At 57.4% G+C, this 21,599-nt stretch carries 18 protein-coding genes; 7 read left to right on the top strand and 11 right to left on the bottom strand.

Annotated elements, in window-relative coordinates; all coding sequences use genetic code 11:
* Positions 1-12: 12 nt before the first annotated feature.
* Positions 13-426: an SxtJ family membrane protein gene (locus M9920_10650; protein ID MCO5052752.1), complete on the top strand. Its 414-nt coding sequence runs from the start codon at positions 13-15 to the stop codon at positions 424-426.
* Between the two features lie 93 nt (positions 427-519).
* Positions 520-648, top strand: coding sequence for a DUF5989 family protein (locus tag M9920_10645; protein MCO5052751.1), 129 nt, complete (start codon positions 520-522; stop codon positions 646-648).
* Between the two features lie 158 nt (positions 649-806).
* Here the strand turns inward: M9920_10645 and M9920_10640 are convergent, their stop codons facing one another.
* A complete protein-coding gene (locus M9920_10640; GenBank protein ID MCO5052750.1) occupies positions 807-2,084 on the bottom strand; it encodes a hypothetical protein in 1,278 nt (425 codons plus the stop codon).
* A gap of 433 nt (positions 2,085-2,517) precedes the next feature.
* Here M9920_10640 and M9920_10635 point away from each other — a divergent pair, with 433 nt between their 5' ends.
* Entirely contained in the window at positions 2,518-4,563 is a 2,046-nt protein-coding gene (locus tag M9920_10635; protein MCO5052749.1) for an acetylxylan esterase, read from the top strand.
* Between the two features lie 368 nt (positions 4,564-4,931).
* Here the strand turns inward: M9920_10635 and M9920_10630 are convergent, their stop codons facing one another.
* Genes M9920_10630 through M9920_10620 form a run of 3 tightly spaced genes read right to left on the bottom strand, consistent with a single transcriptional unit; the run spans position 4,932 to position 8,049 of the window.
* The gene (locus M9920_10630; protein ID MCO5052748.1) at positions 4,932-5,420 is read right to left on the bottom strand and encodes a roadblock/LC7 domain-containing protein; all 489 of its coding nucleotides are present in this window, start codon (positions 5,418-5,420) and stop codon (positions 4,932-4,934) included.
* On the bottom strand, positions 5,413-6,027 hold the full coding sequence (locus M9920_10625; protein MCO5052747.1) for an ADP-ribosylation factor-like protein: 615 nt from the start codon (positions 6,025-6,027) through the stop codon (positions 5,413-5,415). The genes M9920_10630 and M9920_10625 overlap by 8 nt, the downstream gene beginning before the upstream one ends.
* 3 nt (positions 6,028-6,030) lie before the next feature.
* Positions 6,031-8,049: a hypothetical protein gene (locus tag M9920_10620; GenBank protein MCO5052746.1), complete on the bottom strand. Its 2,019-nt coding sequence runs from the start codon at positions 8,047-8,049 to the stop codon at positions 6,031-6,033.
* Positions 8,050-8,555: 506 nt separating this feature from the next.
* On the opposite strand from M9920_10620, the gene M9920_10615 reads away from it, so the two are divergent.
* Genes M9920_10615 through M9920_10605 form a run of 3 tightly spaced genes read left to right on the top strand, consistent with a single transcriptional unit; the run spans position 8,556 to position 10,329 of the window.
* A complete protein-coding gene (locus M9920_10615) occupies positions 8,556-9,614 on the top strand; it encodes a response regulator (protein MCO5052745.1) in 1,059 nt (352 codons plus the stop codon).
* Complete coding sequence (locus M9920_10610) at positions 9,602-9,922, top strand: hypothetical protein (GenBank protein ID MCO5052744.1); 321 nt, start codon at positions 9,602-9,604, stop codon at positions 9,920-9,922. Before M9920_10615 ends, M9920_10610 begins: the two co-directional genes overlap by 13 nt.
* Complete coding sequence (locus M9920_10605) at positions 9,919-10,329, top strand: hypothetical protein (protein MCO5052743.1); 411 nt, start codon at positions 9,919-9,921, stop codon at positions 10,327-10,329. The genes M9920_10610 and M9920_10605 overlap by 4 nt, the downstream gene beginning before the upstream one ends.
* Before the next feature lie 86 nt (positions 10,330-10,415).
* On the opposite strand, the gene M9920_10600 is transcribed toward M9920_10605, so the two are convergent.
* From M9920_10600 to M9920_10590, 3 genes are all read right to left on the bottom strand, one after another.
* On the bottom strand, positions 10,416-12,155 hold the full coding sequence (locus tag M9920_10600) for a hypothetical protein (GenBank protein MCO5052742.1): 1,740 nt from the start codon (positions 12,153-12,155) through the stop codon (positions 10,416-10,418).
* 372 nt (positions 12,156-12,527) lie between these two features.
* Positions 12,528-12,728, bottom strand: a complete 201-nt coding sequence (locus M9920_10595) for a hypothetical protein (protein MCO5052741.1) — start codon at positions 12,726-12,728, stop codon at positions 12,528-12,530.
* Positions 12,707-12,901, bottom strand: coding sequence for a hypothetical protein (locus M9920_10590; GenBank protein ID MCO5052740.1), 195 nt, complete (start codon positions 12,899-12,901; stop codon positions 12,707-12,709). The genes M9920_10595 and M9920_10590 overlap by 22 nt, the downstream gene beginning before the upstream one ends.
* A 243-nt stretch (positions 12,902-13,144) precedes the next feature.
* Here M9920_10590 and M9920_10585 point away from each other — a divergent pair, with 243 nt between their 5' ends.
* Positions 13,145-14,605: a glycosyl hydrolase family 57 gene (locus M9920_10585; GenBank protein MCO5052739.1), complete on the top strand. Its 1,461-nt coding sequence runs from the start codon at positions 13,145-13,147 to the stop codon at positions 14,603-14,605.
* Positions 14,606-14,935: 330 nt separating this feature from the next.
* On the opposite strand, the gene M9920_10580 is transcribed toward M9920_10585, so the two are convergent.
* The 4 genes from M9920_10580 to M9920_10565 all read right to left on the bottom strand — a co-directional run bounded on the left by M9920_10580 (position 14,936) and on the right by M9920_10565 (position 21,543).
* A complete protein-coding gene (locus M9920_10580) occupies positions 14,936-15,676 on the bottom strand; it encodes a hypothetical protein (protein MCO5052738.1) in 741 nt (246 codons plus the stop codon).
* The gene (locus tag M9920_10575) at positions 15,673-17,604 is read right to left on the bottom strand and encodes a prolyl oligopeptidase family serine peptidase (protein ID MCO5052737.1); all 1,932 of its coding nucleotides are present in this window, start codon (positions 17,602-17,604) and stop codon (positions 15,673-15,675) included. The genes M9920_10580 and M9920_10575 overlap by 4 nt, the downstream gene beginning before the upstream one ends.
* 521 nt (positions 17,605-18,125) lie before the next feature.
* Positions 18,126-20,264 (bottom strand): prolyl oligopeptidase family serine peptidase, encoded by a 2,139-nt coding sequence (locus tag M9920_10570; GenBank protein MCO5052736.1) that lies wholly within the window; start codon positions 20,262-20,264, stop codon positions 18,126-18,128.
* 628 nt (positions 20,265-20,892) lie between these two features.
* On the bottom strand, positions 20,893-21,543 hold the full coding sequence (locus M9920_10565) for a transposase (GenBank protein MCO5052735.1): 651 nt from the start codon (positions 21,541-21,543) through the stop codon (positions 20,893-20,895).
* Between the last annotated feature and the right edge of the window lie 56 nt (positions 21,544-21,599).

The raw sequence follows: 21,599 nt of genomic DNA, 5'->3' as shown, positions 1-21,599 counted from the left end.
CTTCGCGACCTCATGAAATGGACCGACCTGCGGAAGCCGCCGAGTCAGAAAGTCTTGCGTCAATTCGCCGGCGCCGGGTTGGGGTTCGGACTGCTCGTCGCCGGCCAACAATGGATGAAGTATGGGCATCAAACTGCCGCGCTGATCCTGGTGAGCGTTGCCGTGCTTATCGGCGGAGTGGGTTTGATTCACCCCGCCGCCATTCGCTGGGGCTACACGGCGGCAATGCTCATCGCCTTTCCCATCGGCTGGGTCGTTTCGCAACTCGTCTTGGCGCTGATTTTTTACGGACTAATCACCCCGCTGGCGTTGGTCTTCCGCTGGCGCGGACGCGATATGCTCCTGCGCGCCCGACCGGATTCACAAAGTTTGTGGCTGTCGAAAGAGCAACCCCAAGACCTGCGCCGATATTTTCGCCAGTACTAAAGTGACGCGGCGAATCAAACCATGAGCAAGCGGGACCTAAAAGAATTCGAGCGCGCCGCCCAAGAGCAGGCGCGGCCTGGCTTCTTCGCCGAACTGTGGGGTTTCCTGCGTCACAACAAGAAGTGGTGGCTGATTCCCATTCTGGTGGTTTTCCTGATTTTCGGTTTGCTGATCCTGCTGGCGGGCACGGGTGTTGCCCCGTTCATCTACACGCTTTTTTAAGTCGATCCAACCGGATTGATTCAATCTGCCTCGAGACGGAGCTCCGTTATCAGCGGCCGTTGGGTTGTTGATTACCCACGGCCGCTGACACGAGAGGCAACAATGACCAGGGCCATTGTGGTTTGAATTCAAATGGTCCTTCAGTCGCAACCGAAGAGTCAATTCATCTCCGCAACACGGAGAAAGGCATATTGCCCCGCTTCCGAAACGTCAAAGGTCACGGTGCCCACGCCCCCCACCACGGCGAGATCCTGGACCACAGTCTGCCAGTTGGATCGGTCGGCGACGCCGGCAAGATTCCGCGTGGCGAGAATTTTATAGTGCTTGGCTGGATTTCCATCCCATTCCAGTTGAATTTGCTGGTCATCCACTTTTGATACTCGAATGAGTCCCACACCTTGATACGGCTCCAGCGTTTCACCCAAAGCCCACTTGACGGTGCGGATGAAAATGACCTTGCCAATGTCAGTCAACGAATTGAAGCAACGTCGGGAACCGCCGGAGCCTTGTTCGTTGACCCAAAAGTGTACCAGCCGCTGGTGCGCCTTATTATCTCCGTAAGCGATGGACCATGGGTGCTCGGGATCCTCATTGGTATAATCTCCCAACTGAGCGCCCACGTCGGCAACGGCGAAGCAGGCCCGTTCCGGATACCCGCCGAGAACGCCAATTACCTGAGTGCCGGGGGCGGCATCGCTGGCGTTCGCCACGGTCCAGGCATATTCATAGTTCTTCTTTCCGCCCGTCGGGGTATGATTACCCACGTCGCCGCCGTCACCCGGAAGGCCACCTTCTTCTGGGTAGGGATCCCGGAATATCTTCACCATGCCGTTCGCGTCCAACGGAATGCCTTGCATGATCGGATGGTTGGGCAGCAGCACCTTCATATACTGGTTCGTGCCGCCCTGACTGGCTTCGTTATTCCTCACGTCGTCCGTGCCCGTGCTGGTCGGGTTGGGGGTCGCATAGAGATACAGGCTGTTGTGCGCCAGACGGTAACCGTTGGCGATACATGAATGTTCCCCCATGATAATCGGAACACCGGACGTGTTGGGCGCGCTGATGTCTCCGGAAGCGCTGGAGCCGGAATGGATGATCAGACTCGCGTTGAAATCCGAATTATCGGGGAAAAGATATAAGTTCTGGTCTCCCGGGGTGCCGAGCAGAGGGTTGACCTGAATCGGATTAAGCTCGGCATCAATGATCAGGCGACTGGAGTAACCGTTATCTCCGAGTACTAACCCCATCAAGACATCCCCCGGTGAAATTTGACCGGGTCCCAAGGCGCTCCAAGCGTCAGTATATCCCCAAGTCAGATCCTGATTCTTGCGGGTGGTAATAATGATCATGCCGTCACTACCGGTTTGGGCTTGGGCTTGCGGTCCCATTGCCAACGCCAGCGCGAGTACGCCAGCCCCTACGAACGAGTATTTCATGCTGCTTCCTTTTGGTTTGTGCCGCATTAAGCGGCCGATGGATTTTTTAATGATCTAGTAAAAAACCACTTCGCCCTGGATTTGGGACGACCACTCGCCAGATCGGCGGCGATGAATCGCGATTCTCATCGGCTACGCTCCAGCGTGCGTGACAACTCAAGTGGCTTTCATTTCGTCGCCAGCTTCATTAAACAACACATCGGCGTCAAGCCAAATGCCAGCCAACAACGGCGACGGGGCGTGATTCAGCCCGTGGCTCCGGTCATATCAGGAAATTTATCCTGGCAGTTTCCCGCTTTGACACGCAGAATGACGCACCATCATGAACGCGCGGTCACTGACTCAATTCAACACCATCTCTGAAAAATCCGGCGCAACTCCGGCGTGCCCCGTCGTCAGCACGAACGGACGAAGACGTCGGCCAGCTCCGCTTATGAAATTTATCCGCTCGGTCTTGCTTGCTCTCGTCGCGTTACCGTTGGCACTCCCGGCCGTCGAGCCGGAAACGCACACGTTGGACACCTTGCGCACCTTTACGCCACCGACCTCACGCAGCGAGTGGGAAGCGCGCGCCCAGGACATTCGCGAACAGGTGCGGATCAGTTGCGGTCTGTGGCTGCAGCCGGAAAAGACGCCGCTCAACGCGCAAGTTTCCGGACGCATCGAACATGAAGATTACACGGTGGAACGGGTGACGTTCGAAAGTTGTCCGGGGTTTTATGTAGGCGGAAATCTTTATCGTCCCCGTGGACAGGGCGCCGGACCATTTCCCGCCGTACTCAATCCGCACGGCCATTGGAGCAACGGTCGCCTGACCGACGGCCAGGACGGTTCCATTCCGGGGCGCTGCATCAACCTCGCCAAACAGGGCATCATCGCGTTCGCCTATGACATGGTCGGTTACAACGACACGAGCTTTGCCAATTACCCACGCGCCGGTCAGCCGGGAGCCGACTTTGGATCGCGACACCGGTTTTTTGGCACGAACGCACTATGCCAACTCTGGAACATCAGCTTGATGGGTTTGCAAACCTGGAATTCCATCCGCGCGCTGGACTTCCTTGAATCACTGCCGGATGTGGATAAATCGCGTCTCGGTTGCACCGGTGCCTCGGGGGGTGGCACGCAGACTTTCATTCTGGGCGCGATCGAAAACCGCCTGGTGGTGCAAGCACCTGTCTGCATGGTTTCCCATTCCATGCAGGGCGGTTGTCTCTGTGAAAACGCGCCGGGGTTACGCGTGAAATTCTCCAACATGGACATTGCGGCCGCCGCCGCACCACGCCCGCAAATTCTGATTGCCGCCACGGGAGATTGGACCAAGGACACGCCGACGGTGGAGGGACCGGCGGTGGCCAGCGCGTATGAAATACTCGGCGTTCCCGATCAATTGCGCCACCTCCGTTTCAACTTTGACCACAATTACAATCAAACCAGCCGCGAAGCCGTTTACGCCTGGCTGAACCGATGGTTGCTGGACGCGCCGGACGCGCAATCCCTGGCTGAAAAACCCTATACCAAGGATCCGGACCAAGAGCTGCGCGTGTGGCCGGATGACCAGTTGCCCGCCGACGCGATTACGGATCAGCAATTGATGGATTACTTGAAAACGCAGCACCGCGTCCAGTTGGCCAACGGGCAGCCAAAACAGAAACGCGACTTCGATGCGTTCCGTTCCACCATGCAGCCGCTCTGGCGACATACGCTGCAAGCGGACTGGCCCATCACGGAAACCCAACTCAATCTCAAACCGGTGCGCGCGGGAGACGGCTGGGCAGCCATGGAATTCAGCATTCGTTCCGAGAACAACGCGGACGCGGTCACAGCAATCCGGTTTCAGCCCGATAAACCCCGGCGCCGATCCAGCAAAGCCAACCGGGTGATCGTATTGGCGCATGAGAATGGCGCGCAGCGATATTGTGCCGCGGAACAAAATCCGCAAGGCTTGGCGGCGGCCTTGCTCAAGGAGGGTTATCCGGTCGTGGTCATTTCCGAATTCTCGTCCGGCCCCGCAGCGGATCCTTTCAAGAATTTTTACACCACCTACAATCGCACCCGCCTCCAACAGCGTGTTGGTGATCTGCTCACCGTTTGCGACAGCGTCCGCAAACTGTTCCCCTCCGGCCAAGCCGCGCCGCGAGTGATCTTGTGCGGTGAAGGTCGCGCCGGTTGGTGGTCGCTGTTGGCTGCGCCGGGCGCGCAAGCCGTGGTCGCTGATTTGAACAATCTATCAACCGGTGGGGAAGCCGCCTGGCTGGATGACGATCTGTTTTGCCCGGGGTTGCTCAGCCTGGGCGGATTTGAAACCGCCGCGTTGCTGGCGGCGCCGCAGCCGTTGGCGATTCATAACACCGGCGACCAATTCGAGCAGAGTGCCATTCAACAAGGCTATCAAGCACTCCGCGCGACACGTGACTTCACGGTTCAGAGGGAGCCGGCGACTGACAAGCAAATCCTAAACTGGTTGACCAAGTTGTAAGAGAGTGCAGCCGGTTGATTTTTCATCCGCGGCCTGAAACGAGGATCCCGTCGGCAGACACACCAGAACCAACTTTACAAGGCAGGTGAAACCCGCAATGCTACGACCGAATTATGGATGTCTTTTGGAGTATCATGGGAGTGCCGATTGGCATTACGATTTGCTTTGGTCCGGCACTGGTGGTTTGGTGGCTCACCAAGGATAGCGAGCCGAAGCCGGACGATTCTTCCAAACACTGAAGTCGCGCTTCCGTACTCGCAGAAGCGCCTCGGGCTGACTGGCTCGCCGCAAAGTACTAACCCGGATACCTTGGCGCTTGCGTGGAAGGATCGCCGTAATTCATTAACGCAAGCGTCTTGGGAAACTCCTCAGAGCTTGCGCCGGAAAACTTCGCTGGGATCCGCCAGATTCAACACGGACAAATCCACCCCGCGACCCGGATCGCGTTGTTGCGCGATCTTGAGTTGGCTGGCGATTTGATTCCGCGCTTCGGCCGCATGATATTTCACCACGCCGACGCCGGTTTTGGACGGGAAGATCACCATCAAGAGGCAATGCTCGTCAATGCTTGCGCAGAACATGCTGTATTTGCCGCCCTGTTGATACACGCTCTCGAAGTTGTCCTCATGCACCAGATTGGCGATGGTCTGGTTGGCCATAAACGCACCGGAGGCCAGCGCGCCAATGGTGGTCAAATCAAAGTGTCGGTTGTCCCCTTGATGCGCGATCAGGAATCCGCCTTTGTCAATGACCAGTGCGGTCACGGCGTCGCTCCGGTCCAGGTAATCCACCAGGACGCGATCCATCCGTTGGACGTCTTCTTCCAATAATTGCGGTAACGTAGTCATGTCAGGCATAGTGCGGTTGACCTTGATTCACGTATTTGTGTAACAACATGCGCGTGATCATGTTCAAGGTCTCGAACACGCCCTCGCATTTGTGCGCGGCCGCCGGAAACGACGGCACCTGCACTTCTCGATTGTTGAGCAAAAATTCCATGTACTCGATTGGCGCCGCATTCGGCAAATCCCGCTTGTTGTATTGCAACACGTAAGGGATTTCATCCAGGTTCAGCCGCAGATTACGCAGGTTCTCCTGCAGGTTCTGGAAGCTCTCCACATTCTCCTGCATCTTCTCGTATTGCGAATCCGCGCAGAAAACGATCCCATCCACGCCGCGCAACACGAGCTGGCGCGTGGTGTTGTAAATCACCTGCCCCGGCACGGTATAAAGCTGAAATTTCGTTTTGAAGCCTTTGATGGACATTGCCTCGATGGGCAGAAAATCGAAGAACAAGGTCCGGTCCGAGCTCGTGGCCAGTGAGACCAGTTTACCCTTGTTCCCGGCCTGCGTCTGCACATGATCATGAACCTGGACAAGGTTCGTCGTTTTCCCGCACATGCCGGGACCGTAATAGACGACCTTGACCTGTAATTCTTTGGTTGCCTGATTAATGATAGCCATAACTTACTTATTTTTGCGGTCCAACTCCGCTGCGAGCCCGGCCAACTGCGCCGTCGGCATCGGTTGCGCCCCTTGACCAAAGGCGGCAAAGAAAATCGCGTTCACGCGGAAAATCTTCCATGGGGTGACGCCCACGGTGAAACTGACATTGTTCAACTCACCCATGCGCAATTCCTTTGCGGCAGAGTTCACCTTGACGAAAATCTGCGGGAGAAACGCGGCCAAGGTGTCGCCATTGAATTCCGGCGGAATCCGACTGGCCACCATCAAACCGTCGGGCAAAGCGACCAGCGCGCCAGCCACTCCCGGAATCTTCATGGCGCGATCCACAATCTCATTGGGCGAGGAGTAACGCTTGGCAAACTCGGTGCCCTTCGCCCCCGTCTTCTTGAGGCTTTCGAGGTGGAGTCGGGTCGTCTCCGACGCGTCACTCCAGAGATAGAAATTAGTGTCTTCGATCCGATCCGTGGCCCCGCCAGGCAACTTGGCGTTGAGCGAATCGGCTTCAGGAGCAGCTTTCGCGGTCGCGGGAGGAACCAGCCCAGTCACGATCCCCGCCGGCGATTTGGCCACACTCGGCGCCGGAGGCGCAACGGGTTGGGGCGGCAGTGAAGCCACGGGAGCTGCTGGAGCAACCGGCGCCGCGGGAGCGGGTGCCGTCCGGGCGGCAGCCGGAGCCACTGGCGCCGGTGGGGCCGCATCCGTTTTCGCGGGTCCACCGAAGAAGAGATCAGGAATATCCTGACCCACCGCGGCTTTGCCGGCGGCACCATTTCCAGAATGTTTGCGACTCAGGAAAAGCGGCGCAACGATCTTCAAGGGCAATTCCAACTCAGCCGCATCATGCGCGGAAACCGAGACGGGCGCCGCCGGACTGATCCACGAGCGAACCAGTTTCCAAGGAAAAACAATCCGGCCACGTTTGAGCGCTGTCTCCACCTGGTCCACCGGCAAAGCGACTTTGGACTCGCCCAAACCCGCCTGTGTGATTTCCTGTTGCACCGCCTCCGGCCAGCTCTCCGATAACGAACGCAACGAAGCGTAAATGACCGCGCTCGACACGGCTGGCGTCGCCGCGACGGGTTTACTGACGGCAGCGGCCACCGTCGGCATTGGAATGCTTGGGGCGGGAGCGGCAACGGAAACCGGTGCTGGCGATACCGGGCGAGATGGCGGTGGGGTCGCCATCTTAAATGGAATCGGCTCCGGAGCCGATGGGGTGCTAGCCGCACTTGGAGCCGCAGCGGGAGCGGCCTTGGGACCGAACAGCGCTGGAATAGCTTCCAATTCGGGAGGCAAGGCGACTTTGGCCCGGGGCTTGGGAGTCGGAGTCGCGGGGGCGTGTGAAATCGGACCGCGCTCCGGCATTAGCTGCTCGGGCGCGGTTTTACGTGGCGCAGCGGGCTGCACCGGTTTTGCGTTCCCCACCGAAAGACCTTCACCGCGCCCATCAAAGGGGCTGGTGATTTCATCGGGAATTTCCACCCGATGCCGCGATTGCGAGCGACGCAACAGCAACCCAGGATTCAATCGCGACAGCACTTCGTTCAGCGGCAAAGCAACTGAGATCCGATCGTAATCCACCCCGGCGGAGAACACTTGAGGCGCGGATTTGCGGATTTCACCAAAAGGCAATCGCACCTGACCTTGCGGCAACTGTGCCAAAATTTTATCAGCGGCCACGTTGATGGCCAGATCGCCAACGGTTTGCACCCGAACCCGACCGCGCAACTCGTTGGGAAAATTATTCAAAATCGCCTGCAACGGAATGGCGACACTGGGCGCCACCCCCGCGTCTTGCACATCCACGTTGAGATTTTGCGATGGCGTGGCCGCAGCGGATTTGCCGGTCGGAGCGACCGGGGGAGCAACTTCAACCGGTGGCGGCGTTAGTTGCGAAGCCGTTTCCAGCGAAGCTTCATCATCAGCGAGTAGCAAATCCGCGTCATCCGCACGATGAAACAAACCTTTGAAAAAACCCCAAATGCCAAAACGGACGCCTTTGGAAGAGGATGCGCTCATATTTTTATACAATCGTCTAGTATCAGCCATTTCGCTGTTTTGCTGCGCGGCACCACGTTGCAGTGAAGCGCCGGACATCAGTAGTGTGATTCTTCAACTTACCACTATAAAACCGTTTACGACTTGTCCGCCCTCTTGCAGATGACATGCCATGAGCGCCAATGAATGACAATTGACCGGTTCTTTACCGCGAAAGACCAAAATTCCAAGGCAACGAGATAACTCGCGCGTCACCACGGGATGACTTGGCGAGGCACGAGTTGTCTCGTTGATGGACTGCTTGTCCACGTCCCGGCTCCGCAACGCCGTACTCACCAAGGCCGCAAAACCAGCTCGAACCGTCAGGGTTTCGCAACCAGTTCACAATTTGCGCAAAATGTTGGTGCGGCAAAAATATCGGAACGTCTCTTGCTTGGATGGCACAGCGTCACTCTGGTCGCAGTCGAACCAGAGGTCGCGGCATGATACGCACGTCAACAATGGAGATCCGACGCAAAGTTCTGTTAGTGGATGATGACCCGGAGTTACTGGAGATCTATCGCGATACCTTCGCGGAGTTATCCAGCCAGCCGGAGGTGGACACCGCCACCACCGGGACCAAGGCGTTGGCCATGTTGGAGAGCAATGAGTACCGTCTGCTCGTCACCGATCTGCGCATGCCGCGCATGGATGGATTACAATTACTGACCATCGCGCGACGCAGATGGCCGGACCTGCGCACGGTCGTGCTGACCTCGAATGCCGACGAGCGTTTCCGCTCGCGAGTTTACGCTTTGGGAGTGGATCTCTATTGGTCGAAACCTTCCTCGGAACAGGAAATGGCGCAGTTCGTCGAGTGTATGGACTCCTTGATTGTCCGGGAAGACGAAGTCGGTTTCCGCGGCGTCCAGAGCAAGAGCCTGGTGGACCTCGTACAACTGGAATGTATCTCGCAAACTTCAACCGTGCTCCGCATTACCAATGGCCCACTTACCGGACGCATCTGGATCAGCAACGGGGATGTAGTTGACGCGGAGACCGAAGAGGTCCGGGGCGAGGAGGCCTTTCAACGCATCCTGTGTTGGAGGGCGGGTAACTTTGAATTCCTCCCCGCCGAACCGGATCGGCCACGAACCATTTTCAAACCGTACAACGCGCTCCTGCTTGAAACGGCACAGGCGATTGATGAGAGCAAAGAAACGCCCATCGCCACGGATAATGCCGACACACCCATTAGCACGAACGCCGCTCCATTAAACACCTCCAGCGGTCTGAATACCCTGATGGAAACGGACGGGGTTGAGTTCGCGTTGAAACTGGTGGCGGAAACGCGAATTGATTCACGCGGTCTCAACAATCCCGATCTGGTCGCCACCTGGGTGCGCCAGACCGTCAACCGCTTTCGCGCTCTGGGTGAATCTTTGCAAGCCGGCGACCTCGACCTCATCACCGGCATGGGACCGCAACAAAACCTCACCATTGCCAACAAGGGCGGCACGGATCTTTGTGTCGGCTGGAAGACGGAACTGAGCGCCGACGAGTTACGTCAGCGCATGAACAAAATTGTCACTTTATGGGCTTCATAACCAGTTGGTTCCGATCCAGCAAACCACTTTTGCAGCTCTACACGGGCAGCTTTAGCATTGATCGCACGGGCCGGATTTTGGCCACCACCATTCCCTCGGCGTTTCCCAACGGTTTGTTGACCTCAATTGGCGATGCGGTGGTGCGGGCCTTCACCGAAGCCCAAGAGGCCCGGCTGCCGCTGAGCGAACTGGTTATTCATTTTCCCGGCTTGAAAATTACCGCGCGCGAAATGCGCGGCGGGGCCATCATTTTTCTTACTACTCCGCAAAGTCAAACGTCCTATAAACGCAGGCAGTCCCTATTATGAGTAACACCAAAGTTAATCCGTTAATCCAGCAAACCGAGAACTATCTCGAATGTTGGAAGCAATTCAACAGTTTCATCAATCTGGCGCGCTCCAAAAAATTCAACGCCGACGATGAAACCCACTTCCTGGAAATCAAGAGCGTCCTCGTGCAGGAACTCGAACTCATCCTCTCGGGAATGGAAGTCGCCTCGCCGACGAAGGAGGAAATCCACGGCTTGATTGGCAACTCCCCTTCCCTGCGCTACCTCAGCGAAATGAGTGAAGGGGCGCTGCGCAGCCTCGAAAACCAGTGGCATAAAATTTACATCGGCTGGCACGCAATTCTCGGCCAGCTCAAAGTCCGGCAAACGGTGGCAGAACCCAAATCCACTTTTGCCGGAATTTTTGAGCGCCTGGCCAAGGCGTGATTTTTCCGCGAATCATTGAAACGAAAAACCGCGCCTGCTGCGGGACTGCTCAGGCGCGGTTGCTTATTTGACAAGGGTTCGCGAAATCAGCCCAACCCGGGCGGAGGCAAATCAACGGGCGGCGCCGAAGTCTCGGAAGTCGGCGATGTTAAATTCGCTGCCGGCAAATTCACTGCGGGCGGATTGGTTTGGCTCGTTCCATCAGCGAGGTCCGCACGCGCCACCGCACCGCTTTCGCTCGGCGCGCTAACGACGGCAGGTGCTGCGGCCGGCGCGGTTGCCGCCTCGACCGACGGCGCTGCTTCCGCCGGCGCCGGGGGCGACACAGCCGCTGGCTTGGGCGGCTTTGGCACCGGTTTTTTGGCCGTTTCCAACCGGCCATCGGCAAACTCCAATACATGACCTTGGTGAATGAGCCAGTGTAGATCAGAAATCAACGCGGTCTGCTCAGGGGTCGGTTCGGGTTTGGCTGGCTCGCCAACCGGCGGCGTGGTGGCTGTTGCTTCCCCACTCGGCGCGACTGGAATCACCGTGGGCGCGGCCGGCGTCGGGGCCAAAGCTTCAACCAAAGTTCGGCGAGTGGTTTTGGGATTCGCATTGATGAACTCAACAATGCGCTTTACTCCGACGGATACCGGAGTGTTTTCCAAGTCCAAATAATGCGGCCGCGCCACCGCGACATGAGTCACGGTTTTATTCACCTTGAAAAATTGCAACCCCTGCTGCGCAAACGCCTGGCTCAAAGCGGTGGCGATCTGCATCGGAAACCGACGCTGTTCCGCCAACAGATTACCGACCAGACGCCCCAACCCACCGTGCAAGGAGCGCGCCGCCACGCCGCCGACCAGATGCGATTCCGTGGGTTTAATGATGGCCTCCTTGTGCGTCGCCACAAAGTGTTCCTCGACGGCTTCCCGCGTCATCAGTTTCAACGGCTCCGGCACATTGAGGCAGGTGTATTCCGTTTTCCAGCTTTGCTCCTCCACCCACTGCTTCACCACGGCCTCATCGCGCACAATTTTCACGCGCGATTTGAAGGCTTCAAACGGCATGCGCGCAAAACGCTCCGCATGTAATTTGCGCAACTTGGTCTGATAATCATGATAATTGGGCGGGCCTAAAATCACGCCGCTTAAACCGCACTGCGCCACAAATGTATAAACGCCCTTCGGCGCTTCCGCCGCCACTTTGTCCACCTGATAAAAGGTCGCGAATTGCTTCTGCAACACATGCGCCACCGCTTCGGCTTCAGTCAACCAGACCGTCTCATCCAATCCACAACGAAACAACGGCTGAATAACCTTCCCCTGCGGATCCTTCCGCACCGTGAATTTCACGCTGTAACGCTCGGGCTTTTGGATGATGAGGAAAGCAATGTCAAACAAGGGAAAGGCCCGCCCCGTCATCTTGACCTGACGCGCCATGGACTCAACGCCGCGCTCATCGGGAACAATCGCGGCCGTGATCTCCGGTAACGGCGGCAGTTCCGGCCGACGCGGAGCGTAACGCGCCTCGCGCCGCTCACCGCGCGGGAAATCCCGCCGCGCTCCCTGGCCGCGCGCACCAGCCTCACCCGGTCGCGAACGAGGCGATGATTGATCATCATGGCGGGGCTTTCGGAAGCCGTCCGGGCGACGTTTGTTGCGATCGAAACCGCCGTCAGTACGGCGTGACCGCGAACCGCGGTGTTCGCCGCGTTCCGATCGGGCCGCGCCCTCTTCGCCGGTGTACTTCGCGTAGCGATTGGCGGTATTGGCGTCTTGTTGCGCCCATGCCGGCAGAAACAACTTTTCCAGGTCAAGGTCCGTTTCCGGATTGATATTCATAAACAACGTCAGCCTTTCACTTAATGGCTCGATAATTTTTTAACCGCGCCAGTCTGGCGAGATACGCCAACGATTGCAACGCTAGAAAGGAATTGATGGCAGCGTTCCATACCAAAACGCTCCCGCCGGAAGCGCCCACGCCGGCACTGGGTGAAGGGTGGGTGCCGGTGACACGTTATTTTGGTGAAGGGGGTAACGTGGACAAGCGACATGCTGACTTTGATCCGGCCCACAATTACCAAAGTGGAATGGCTGACGAATGGCGTGACTAAAATCCAATGCTCGCCACGCTGTTGCCGATAACCGCGCTCACCGGAGGCTGCAGTAGGCAAAGGCATGACTTTGGCTCGCCGGTATAGCCAGTGATGGTGATCAGCACCGCCGCCGGGAGCACACGCGGAGTTTGCAGAGTCCCGCCAGGTCCTCCGGCATTCCCACAAGCCGCCGATGCACCATGTCAGCGGCATTTTCAGCGAGCCATTGAATCTTGCGCTCCACGCTGGCGCCGATGGCGGTATCCAGTCCGGCCAGTTGCGCGTCGGCCCGCCCGCCTATTTCGACTCGGTAGGACATGGCAGATGGCGGGGTTTCCAAGGTTTGAACCCGCCGTCAAGGTCTTGCTGGCGCGCTTCGCGCAACTCGGCGATCAGCTTGGGATTTTGCGCGGTGAGCCAGTCCTGCAATTCATCCAATGTTTCAACGGATGAAAGAACGCTGGTGGGAATGGCGACGACTTCCGTTTTCATGGTGGCATCCTATCACGCCGCGCCGCCGAAGGTAAGTGGTAAATAATCGGCCCTGTACACTGAGGCGCATCCTGTTACTATCCAATGCGTAAACCTCTTATCTTCACGCATGTTTATCGAGGAACATGCACGCACCTTGTGCTCTAATCCACCAGGTGCTCAATTTTCCTGGTGTCTCCGCCTCCGCATGTCAGTGGTTCATTGACTCCGCGCTCCGTCTGCCGGAGCATCACGTCGCGATTTATGAGTGCTAACGCTTTCCCGGAATACATTGAGAGCCTTCCCAACCTTTGTGGCAACGAAGCCATTGTCGAAAAAAAACTGCGCGACCGCCACCACGCCGCGCCGCGCGGGGGCATTGATTTCAGCAACCTCAACAGCGCGTGCGCCATTGCGCTGCATATGCACCAACCGCTCATTCCCGCCGGCGGCGCCAATCTGCAAACCGCGGAAGTCATCAGCAACCTGAAATACATGATGGACCACCCCAACATCGGGGATAACCACAACGCCACGGTGTTCCATTGGTGTTACAAGCGCATGGGCGAGTTCATTCCGCAGCTCGTGGCCGAAGGTAAACAACCCCGGGTCATGCTCGAATACTCCGGCACTCTGTTTCATGGCCTGCGGCAGATGGGGCTGCACGACGTGTTTGACCAGCTCAAGCGCATCACTTGTGAACCTGCCTATCAGTCGGCGGTGGAATGGTTGGGAATGGCCTGGGGACACGCGGTGGCGCCTTCCACACCGGTCCAGGATTTTCGTCTGCATGTGAAAGCGTTTCAACATCACTTCGCGGCCATCTTTGGCTTGGAGGCCCTCCAACGCATTCGCGGTTTTTCACCCGCCGAAATGGCGCTGCCGAATCATCCGGATGTTGCGTATGAATTCGTCAAAACTTTGAAGGATTGCGGTTACGAATGGGTGTTGGTGCAGGAACATACCGTGGAGCAGCCCGCCACCGGCAGCGGCCCGGAGCAGAAGCATTTACCCCATCGGTTGATCTGCCGGAACGCAAATGGCGACGAGGCCAGCATCATCGCCATCATCAAAACCCAGGGCAGCGACACGAAACTCGTGGCCCAAATGCAGCCCTATTACGAAGCCAAAGGTTTGTCGCGCTGGCAACTGGCCGGAAAATCCGTGCCCCCGCTGGTGACGCAAATTGCCGACGGCGAAAACGGCGGCGTGATGATGAATGAGTTTCCGCCGAAATTCATGGAAGTGGTGCGTGAAGCGAGCGGCTCGGCCACGCCGTTGTTGAACGTGTCGGAATATCTGGATCAGCTTTACGCGCTCGGCCTGAAAGCCACGGATTTTCCTCCGCTGCAACCGATTCACCAAAAACGAATCTGGGAGCGCTTTTCGCCCGGAGCGGGAGTCCAAAAACTCGCGGCAGTCATCGCGCAATTGAAACAGGAGGATCACCATTTCAACATGGAGGGCGGCAGTTGGACGAACGACATTTCCTGGGTGCGCGGTTATGAAAATGTTCTCGGCCCGATGGAGAAGGTCAGCTCGCTGTTCAACGAGAAAGTTTTACAGGCAAAAATTTCTCCCCGTGAGCACCGCTATCGCAACGCGCTGTTCTACCTGCTCTGCTCGCAAACCAGTTGCTACCGCTACTGGGGACAAGGCATCTGGACGGATTACGGACGCGAACTTTGTCGTCGCGCGGAAGCCATTCTGACCCACGATTTTTAATCGGTGGACGAAAAAACTGGGGGCTGGTGCGAGCCAGCCCCCAGAAACCAAACCCAGTAGAGAAGAATATCAGGCGTGCGCCCGATACGTAACTAGCGGAACTATGATGGGGCTTTCGTTTACGCGCTGAGGCGTAACCGGAAAGAAACGCGAAACCAGCTCGGAGAGAGTTGCGCTTCGCATTTTCATGCCGCTCAAAAAGCAATCCATATACCAGCACCAGCACTCGCGGGAAATTCGATTTGACCACGGTTTGCTTGTCCCGTTCGCGGACAAAAACTTGTCTTCGTTGTCTCTGCGCCAAAAGAATTTTCCCCGGGAAAATCCCGGTCACGGCCCGGGGGTCCGATTCAAATCCGGCAGTTCACCCATCCGCGGGTCCACCTCAAACACGACGCCGTTGCGGACCACGGTGAACTTGGTCTTGCCCGCCAGCGCCGCCGCTTCCAGCACTTCCCACGGTGTCAGATTCCAGCCCGCGAACGTGTGCCGATAGAAATGCCACGACCCGATCGTGCCCTCGTAAGGAATCAACACCGCAGGAACCTGATTTTTAATCAGGCGCAACAAGTGCGACCAATCCCGATCCAGTGACTCCACGTGCGCCAGAGGCTTGGCGCGCATCAACTTCTTTTGCGTGCGCTCATGTTTGATGGTGTAATCCAACGGCAAGACGTCCTCACCCGAATACAACAACACAAACGGTGATTGAAACGTGACCCGGAGCGGTGATTGGTTGGTCAACGCCGCCATTGCGTCCAACACACTGGGCTGGGCATTGGTCACGGCGACTTTAATGCGTTTGAAAAAATACAATTCATCCGTCGCTCCCGGCATGAAAATCAGCGCTTTGACGGTCGCGTTGGAGCAAAAGCTGTTCAAAATCACCGGCGCACAATTGGATTGATCCAAAACCACGGGCCCCGAAATCAAAGGCATTTGCCGCAATGCCTCCCGCCAGGCTTCCGCCTTCGCGTTGAAGCTCCCAAGCCCGAGCAGGAATAAGGCGCCAACGAGGAATTTGCCTTCCCGCAACCAAACGGACGCGCCGCGCCGAAGCTGGATGTTCATCGCAGTAGATATTCCTGTAGAAACTGGATCATGCTGACAAACTGAAAATCAGCGTTCTTCTTTTTGGCGAAACCGTGGCCTTCATCCCTAGCCATCAAATACCAGGTGACGCCACCTTGATCGCGCAGCGCTCGGACCATCTGCTCGGCCTCGGTGACGGGCACCCGCGGATCATTCTGTCCTTGAACAACGAACAGCGGCTTGCGGATTTTGTCCACGTTGGTCAGCGGCGAAATGCGTTGGAAAAATTCGGCCATGGCGGGATCACGCTCGTCGCCATATTCGACCCGGCGCAAATCACGCCGGTAATCCTGGGTGTTCTTCAAAAACGTGATAAAACTGGAAATGCCCACGACGTCCACGCCGCAACGCAAACGATCACTAAAATGCACCAAGCTCGCCAGCGTCATGTAACCACCGTAGCTGCCCCCCATCACCGCGATCCGCCCGGCATCCAACGACTCGTCTGTGGCGATCCAATCCAAGAACGCGCCGATATCCTTGACCGAATCCTCCCGTTTGAACCCGTTGTCCAGCGTCAGGAAAGTTTTGCCGTAACCGCTTGAGCCGCGCACGTTCGGAAACAAGATCGCCACGCCCAGCTCGTTCAGGTAAAAATTGTTGCGCGCTTGAAAAATCGGGCGCGACTGACTTTCCGGCCCGCCGTGGATGTTCACAATGATCGGTCGGCGGCCAGGAAACTTTTGATCGTCTGGACGATATAAAAATCCCGAGATTTCCAGGCCATCAAAACTCTTGACGCGAATCAATTCCGGCTCGCGAAAATGGGCCGGGTTCAATCCCCCGGTTTCACTTTGCGTCCACCGTTCCAACCGCCGCTTTTTCACGTCGTAGGCATAAGCGTCTGTCGGTGATTGCGCGGTGTTGAAACTGAAGGCCAGCTCACGCCCGTTCTCATGCCATTTCACCCCTGAAGGAACCCCCAGCGGCAACGGGACGAGCTGCGAGCGCTTTCCGGACGGAACCTTGATCAGCCGCAACCGACCGATGCCCGCTTCGTTCGTGATGAACGCAATGGTTTTGCCGTCCGGCGACACCTCGAACTCGGTGACGTTCCAGGGAATGTCCGTGGTCAGAACCGTGATGGTCCCCGTGACCAAATCCAATCGAACCAAGCGCTCGAATTCCGCGCCCCGATCCGTCGTGCAATAAATGGCTTTCCCATCCCGGGCGAAACGCGCGTTACCATAAGCTACGGGCGTCGCTCCATCGGGCGTGATCAAGGTCTTCGCTCCACTATTGAGATCCAGGCGATACAACCGGCTGTGATTGATCGAAATATATTCCTGCAACAGAAGTTGGTTGCCATCGTGCGACCAATCACTCACCTGCCAACCGCCACCGGAAAGTTCACTCAGCAACCGGTCGGTCTCGGGGCGCGCGGGATTGATGAGCCAGACGTCGTTATCGCGCCCCGTCCGCCGCGTTGAAGTGTAAGCGAACCATTCGCCGTCGTGAGAAAACCGTCCACCGCCGTTGCGCGATTGACCATCGGTCAGCAACGTGATGTTGCCGGTGTCCGGATCCAACCGGTAATACTGGTAGAACTCGCCGCCGCCCCGATCCTGCCCAAAGACAATGTAGCGACCGTGTTTGGGCTGCCAGACGCCGCCGCGCACCGGTTCGGCGGAGAAAGTGAGTTGCTGGCGACTCCCGCCCGGTTGGCGCACTTCGTGCAATTGCGGCGTATCCGCGAAGCGCGTGCTGATGAGCATCTCGCGCTTGGTCGGATGCCAACCAGTAAAACCTGCCGCGCGAAATTCCAGATACCGCCCTGCTGCCGCTTTCAACTCCTCCGGATGCGGCGGCACGCCTTCGACGACGAGATTTTCCGGAACTTGAGCCGAAGCAGAATGAGCGGCTGACACAACCGCCAGGCAGCACAATAAGTGTTTGAATGATTTCATGTTCCAATCAGGCTTGAAACGACCGACGCGCCGGACTGTAGCCGCCCAAGTAAGGCGGCGCAAACTTCGATTCGGCAGCAAGCGTCGAATCCATGCCGGAGCGCGGATGGTCCCCATCCGCAGCGCACGAATGATGAGAGACGCGTTCGAGCAATTCCAAGTCTTCGACCTTGCGAAGCGCTGCGAGCGGGGTACCGCTCGCGGCCCGAGGGGATGCCGGAGCGCGGATGGTCCCCATCCGCAGCGCATGAATGATGAGAGACGCGTTCGAGCAATTCCAAGTCTTCGACCTTGCGGAACGCTGCGAGCCGGGACGGCTCGCGGTCCGAGAGGATACCGGAGCGCGGATGGTCCCCATCCGCAGCGCATGAATGATGAGAGACGCGTTCGAGCAATTCCAAGTCTTCGACCTTGCGGAACGCTGCGGGCGGAGACCGCCCGCACTCCGAACCCAACCGTCTGCACTTGCGCGGCCACAGTTTCATCAATCCGGCTGCGCTCCGAACGCAACACACGCTACATCACTTGCCGCCGAGCACTGGTTTCATCTCCAACGCCTTCACCAGAAACGCCCATTTGTCCGCCGCTTCCTCAATGATTTTGCTGGTCGGCTTGCCCGCGCCGTGACCGGCCTTCGTTTCAATGCGAATCAACGTCGGCGCCGACCCCGCTTGCGCGGCCTGCAACGTGGCCGCAAATTTGAAACTATGCGCCGGCACCACGCGATCATCATGATCGGCCGTCGTAATCAGAGTGGCTGGATATTTCGTGCCCGGCTTGAGGTTGTGCAACGGCGAATACTTGTAGAGCGCGGAAAACTCCTCCGCGTTGTCCGATGAACCATAATCGCTCGTCCACGCCCAGCCGATGGTGAATTTTTGGAAGCGCAGCATGTCCATCACACCTACCGCCGGCAGACACGCGCCAAACAAATCCGGACGTTGCGTCAAACAAGCGCCAACCAGCAGACCGCCGTTGCTGCCGCCCGCAATCGCCAGCTTCTTCGGATTCGTGTAGCCGTTGGCGATCAACCATTCCGCCGCCGCGATGAAGTCGTCGAATACATTTTGTTTCCGCAACTTCGTGCCCGCCTGATGCCACGCCTCGCCGTACTCGCCGCCACCGCGTAAGTTCGGCATCGCATACACGCCGCCCATCTCCATCCATTCCAGGTTCGCCACGGAGAACGATGGCGTGAGGCTGATGTTGAATCCGCCGTAGCCGTACAACAGCGTGGGGTTTTTGCCATCCAGTTTCAGCCCCTTTTTGTGCGTGATGAACATCGGCACTTTTGTTCCGTCCTTGCTGGCATAAAACACCTGCTTGGTCTCGTAATCCCCCGGATTGAACTTCAACTGCGGCGCGCGAAATTTCATGCTTTGCCCGGTAACTAAATTTAGCCGGTAAATTACGCCCGGCGTGGTGAAACTGGTAAACGAATAAAACGTCTCCGTATCCTGACGTTTCCCGGCAAACCCGCCGACCGAGCCAATGCCCGGTAATGCGATCTCGCGCACGAATTTGCCATCCAGCCCGAACACCTTCACCTGACTGCGCGCGTCCTTGAGATAGGTGCATACAAACTGATGATTGAGCACGCTCACGCCCGTGAGCGTTTCGGCGGCTTGCGGAATGATTTCCTTCCAGTTCGCGCGCGCCGGATTCCGGGTATCAATACCGATGACCCGATGGCGCGGCGCGTGGAGATCCGTCTTGAACCAGAACACCGGTCCGTCGTTATCAATAAACGAGTAATCGGCATCGAACTCCATTAACAGCTCAACCACCGGCGCGTCCGGTGTCTGCAAATCCTGATACAACACGCGATTCTTCGGGTCCGTGCCCTGACTGGAAGTGATGACGAGATAACGCCCGTCTTTCGTGACGTCGCCGCCAAAATTCCACTCCTTCTGATCGGGGCGATGATAAATCAGCTTGTCCTCGCTCTGCGCCGTGCCGAGGCGATGGAAATAAAGTTTGTGAAAATAATTCGCCTTCGTGAGCTTCGCGGCTTCGGTCGGCTCATCATAACGCGAGTAATAAAAGCCGTTCCCATCTTTGGTCCACGAGGCGCCGGAGAATTTCACCCACTTGATCACGTCCGGCAAATCCGTTGCCGTCCGCACGTCGCGCACGCGCCATTCCTGCCAGTCCGATCCCGCCGTGGATAATCCGTACGCCATGCGATTGCCATCCTCGCTGATGGCAATACCGCCCAGCGCCACCGTGCCATCGGTCGAGAGCTTGTTCGGATCGAGCAGAACGGTCGGCTCGGCTTGCAGCGTGGGCAACGTGTAGAGCACACTTTGATTTTGCAGGCCGTCGTTCTTGTAATAGAAATAACGTCCGCCTTCCCTGAACGGTGTGCCGTAACGCTCGAAGTTCCACAGCTCGGTCAATCGCGCCTTGATCGCCGCGCGCTGTGGAATCTGGCCGAGATAATCAAACGTGACCCGGTTCTGCGCCTCGACCCATGCTTTCGTCGCGGCGGAATTATCATCCTCCAGCCAGCGATACGGATCTTTGACCGCAACGCCGTGATACACATCCACCTGATTTGTGATGGCAGTCGTTGGATATTGAACCTTGGTTTTCGTAGTGACGCAGCCGAACAACAGCACGCTCAATAAAACAGCGGCCAACAGGAAACAAAATTTCATGCGATAGGATTAGAAACAGGCTCAACCAAAGCAAGTCCCACAATCGGGGAAACTGGCGCGCCTTGGTTACCGTGGCAAGCGCAGCGCACAGTTGTGGCACGGTTGTGGAGCGCGGATGGTCCCTCATCCGCAGCGCATGGATGATGAGAGACGCGTTCGAGCAATTCCAAGTCTTCGGCCTTGCGAAGCGCTGCGAGCCGAAACCACTCGCGGCCCGAGAAGATACCGGAGCGCGGATGGTCGCCATCCGCAGCGCGTGGATGATGAGAGACGCGTTCGAGCAATTCCAAGTCTCCGGCCTTGCGGAGCGCTGCGAGCCGAAACCGCTCGCGGCCCGAGGGAATACCGGAGCGCGGATGGTCCCCATCCGCAGCGCGTGAATGGCAAGAGGTGCGTCCGAGTAATTCCAAATCTTCGGCCTTGCGGAATGCTGTGAGCCGAGACCGCTCGCGGCCCGAGAGGATACCGGAGCGCGGATGGTCCCCATCCGCAGCGCATGAATGATGAGAGACGGCCCGAGTAATTCCAAATCTTCGACCTTGCGGAGCGCTGCGAGCGGGGGACCGCTCGCGGCCCGCCAGAGACGCAGCACTCCATTTTCATCGCGAAACCGGGCACTGTTCCACGGCTAGTCTTTGGCAGTTTTCACCAACCCGGCTTTCACCGGATTATTCTCGATGTATTTCCGAGTTTTCAACTCGTGCGCCGCATCACGCATATACGTGTCCCACGCATCTTCCGCCCAGAATTGGCCGCACCGTCTCAACAGCTTGTTAGCTTCCCGCGCCGTGTATTGTTTGAGTTGCTTGATAATCCGACCCAACGGAATTACGTCCATCCCGAACAGGAGGTGGACGTGGTTGGGCATGATTACCCAGGCACGTAAGTCAAAGTATCGCCGATGATAAAACTGGAAAGCCGTATCCACGAGACCGGCGATCCTCGGGTCGCGCAGATGACAAATACCCCGCCCCTTGTCGAGGTAGGCTTCCAATTGATGGTGTCTTTCCAGATTATCCTCCACTTTCAACAGAGCCTCCCATTCGACCCGCAACGTGGCGGGATAAGAATCATTCAGATGAAACGTGACGAATTGAGTCAATCTCGGCTCGTCGCGGTGCGGCAGATAACCACGCTCATGCCAGCCCGGAAAACCAAGCTTGGCGACGTCTTGTTGCTTCGCCTGCGGGGCGGCCCATCGTCGCTTACCAGCAATCAATTCCCGCACGCCCGGATTATGCGGAGGACCGTCGGAGCGCAATTTGGGTGGCTGAGACATGGCGATAATTGAGCCGGGAAACACTTCGCGAGGCAAGGCTGATGCGCAGCTTTTTC

The sequence above is a fragment of the Verrucomicrobiia bacterium genome, assembly GCA_023953615.1.
Classification (GTDB): domain Bacteria; phylum Verrucomicrobiota; class Verrucomicrobiia; order Limisphaerales; family JADLHS01; genus JADLHS01.
Note: the sequence above shows the minus strand (reverse complement) of the source record. Positions and strands in the feature narration are given on the sequence as shown.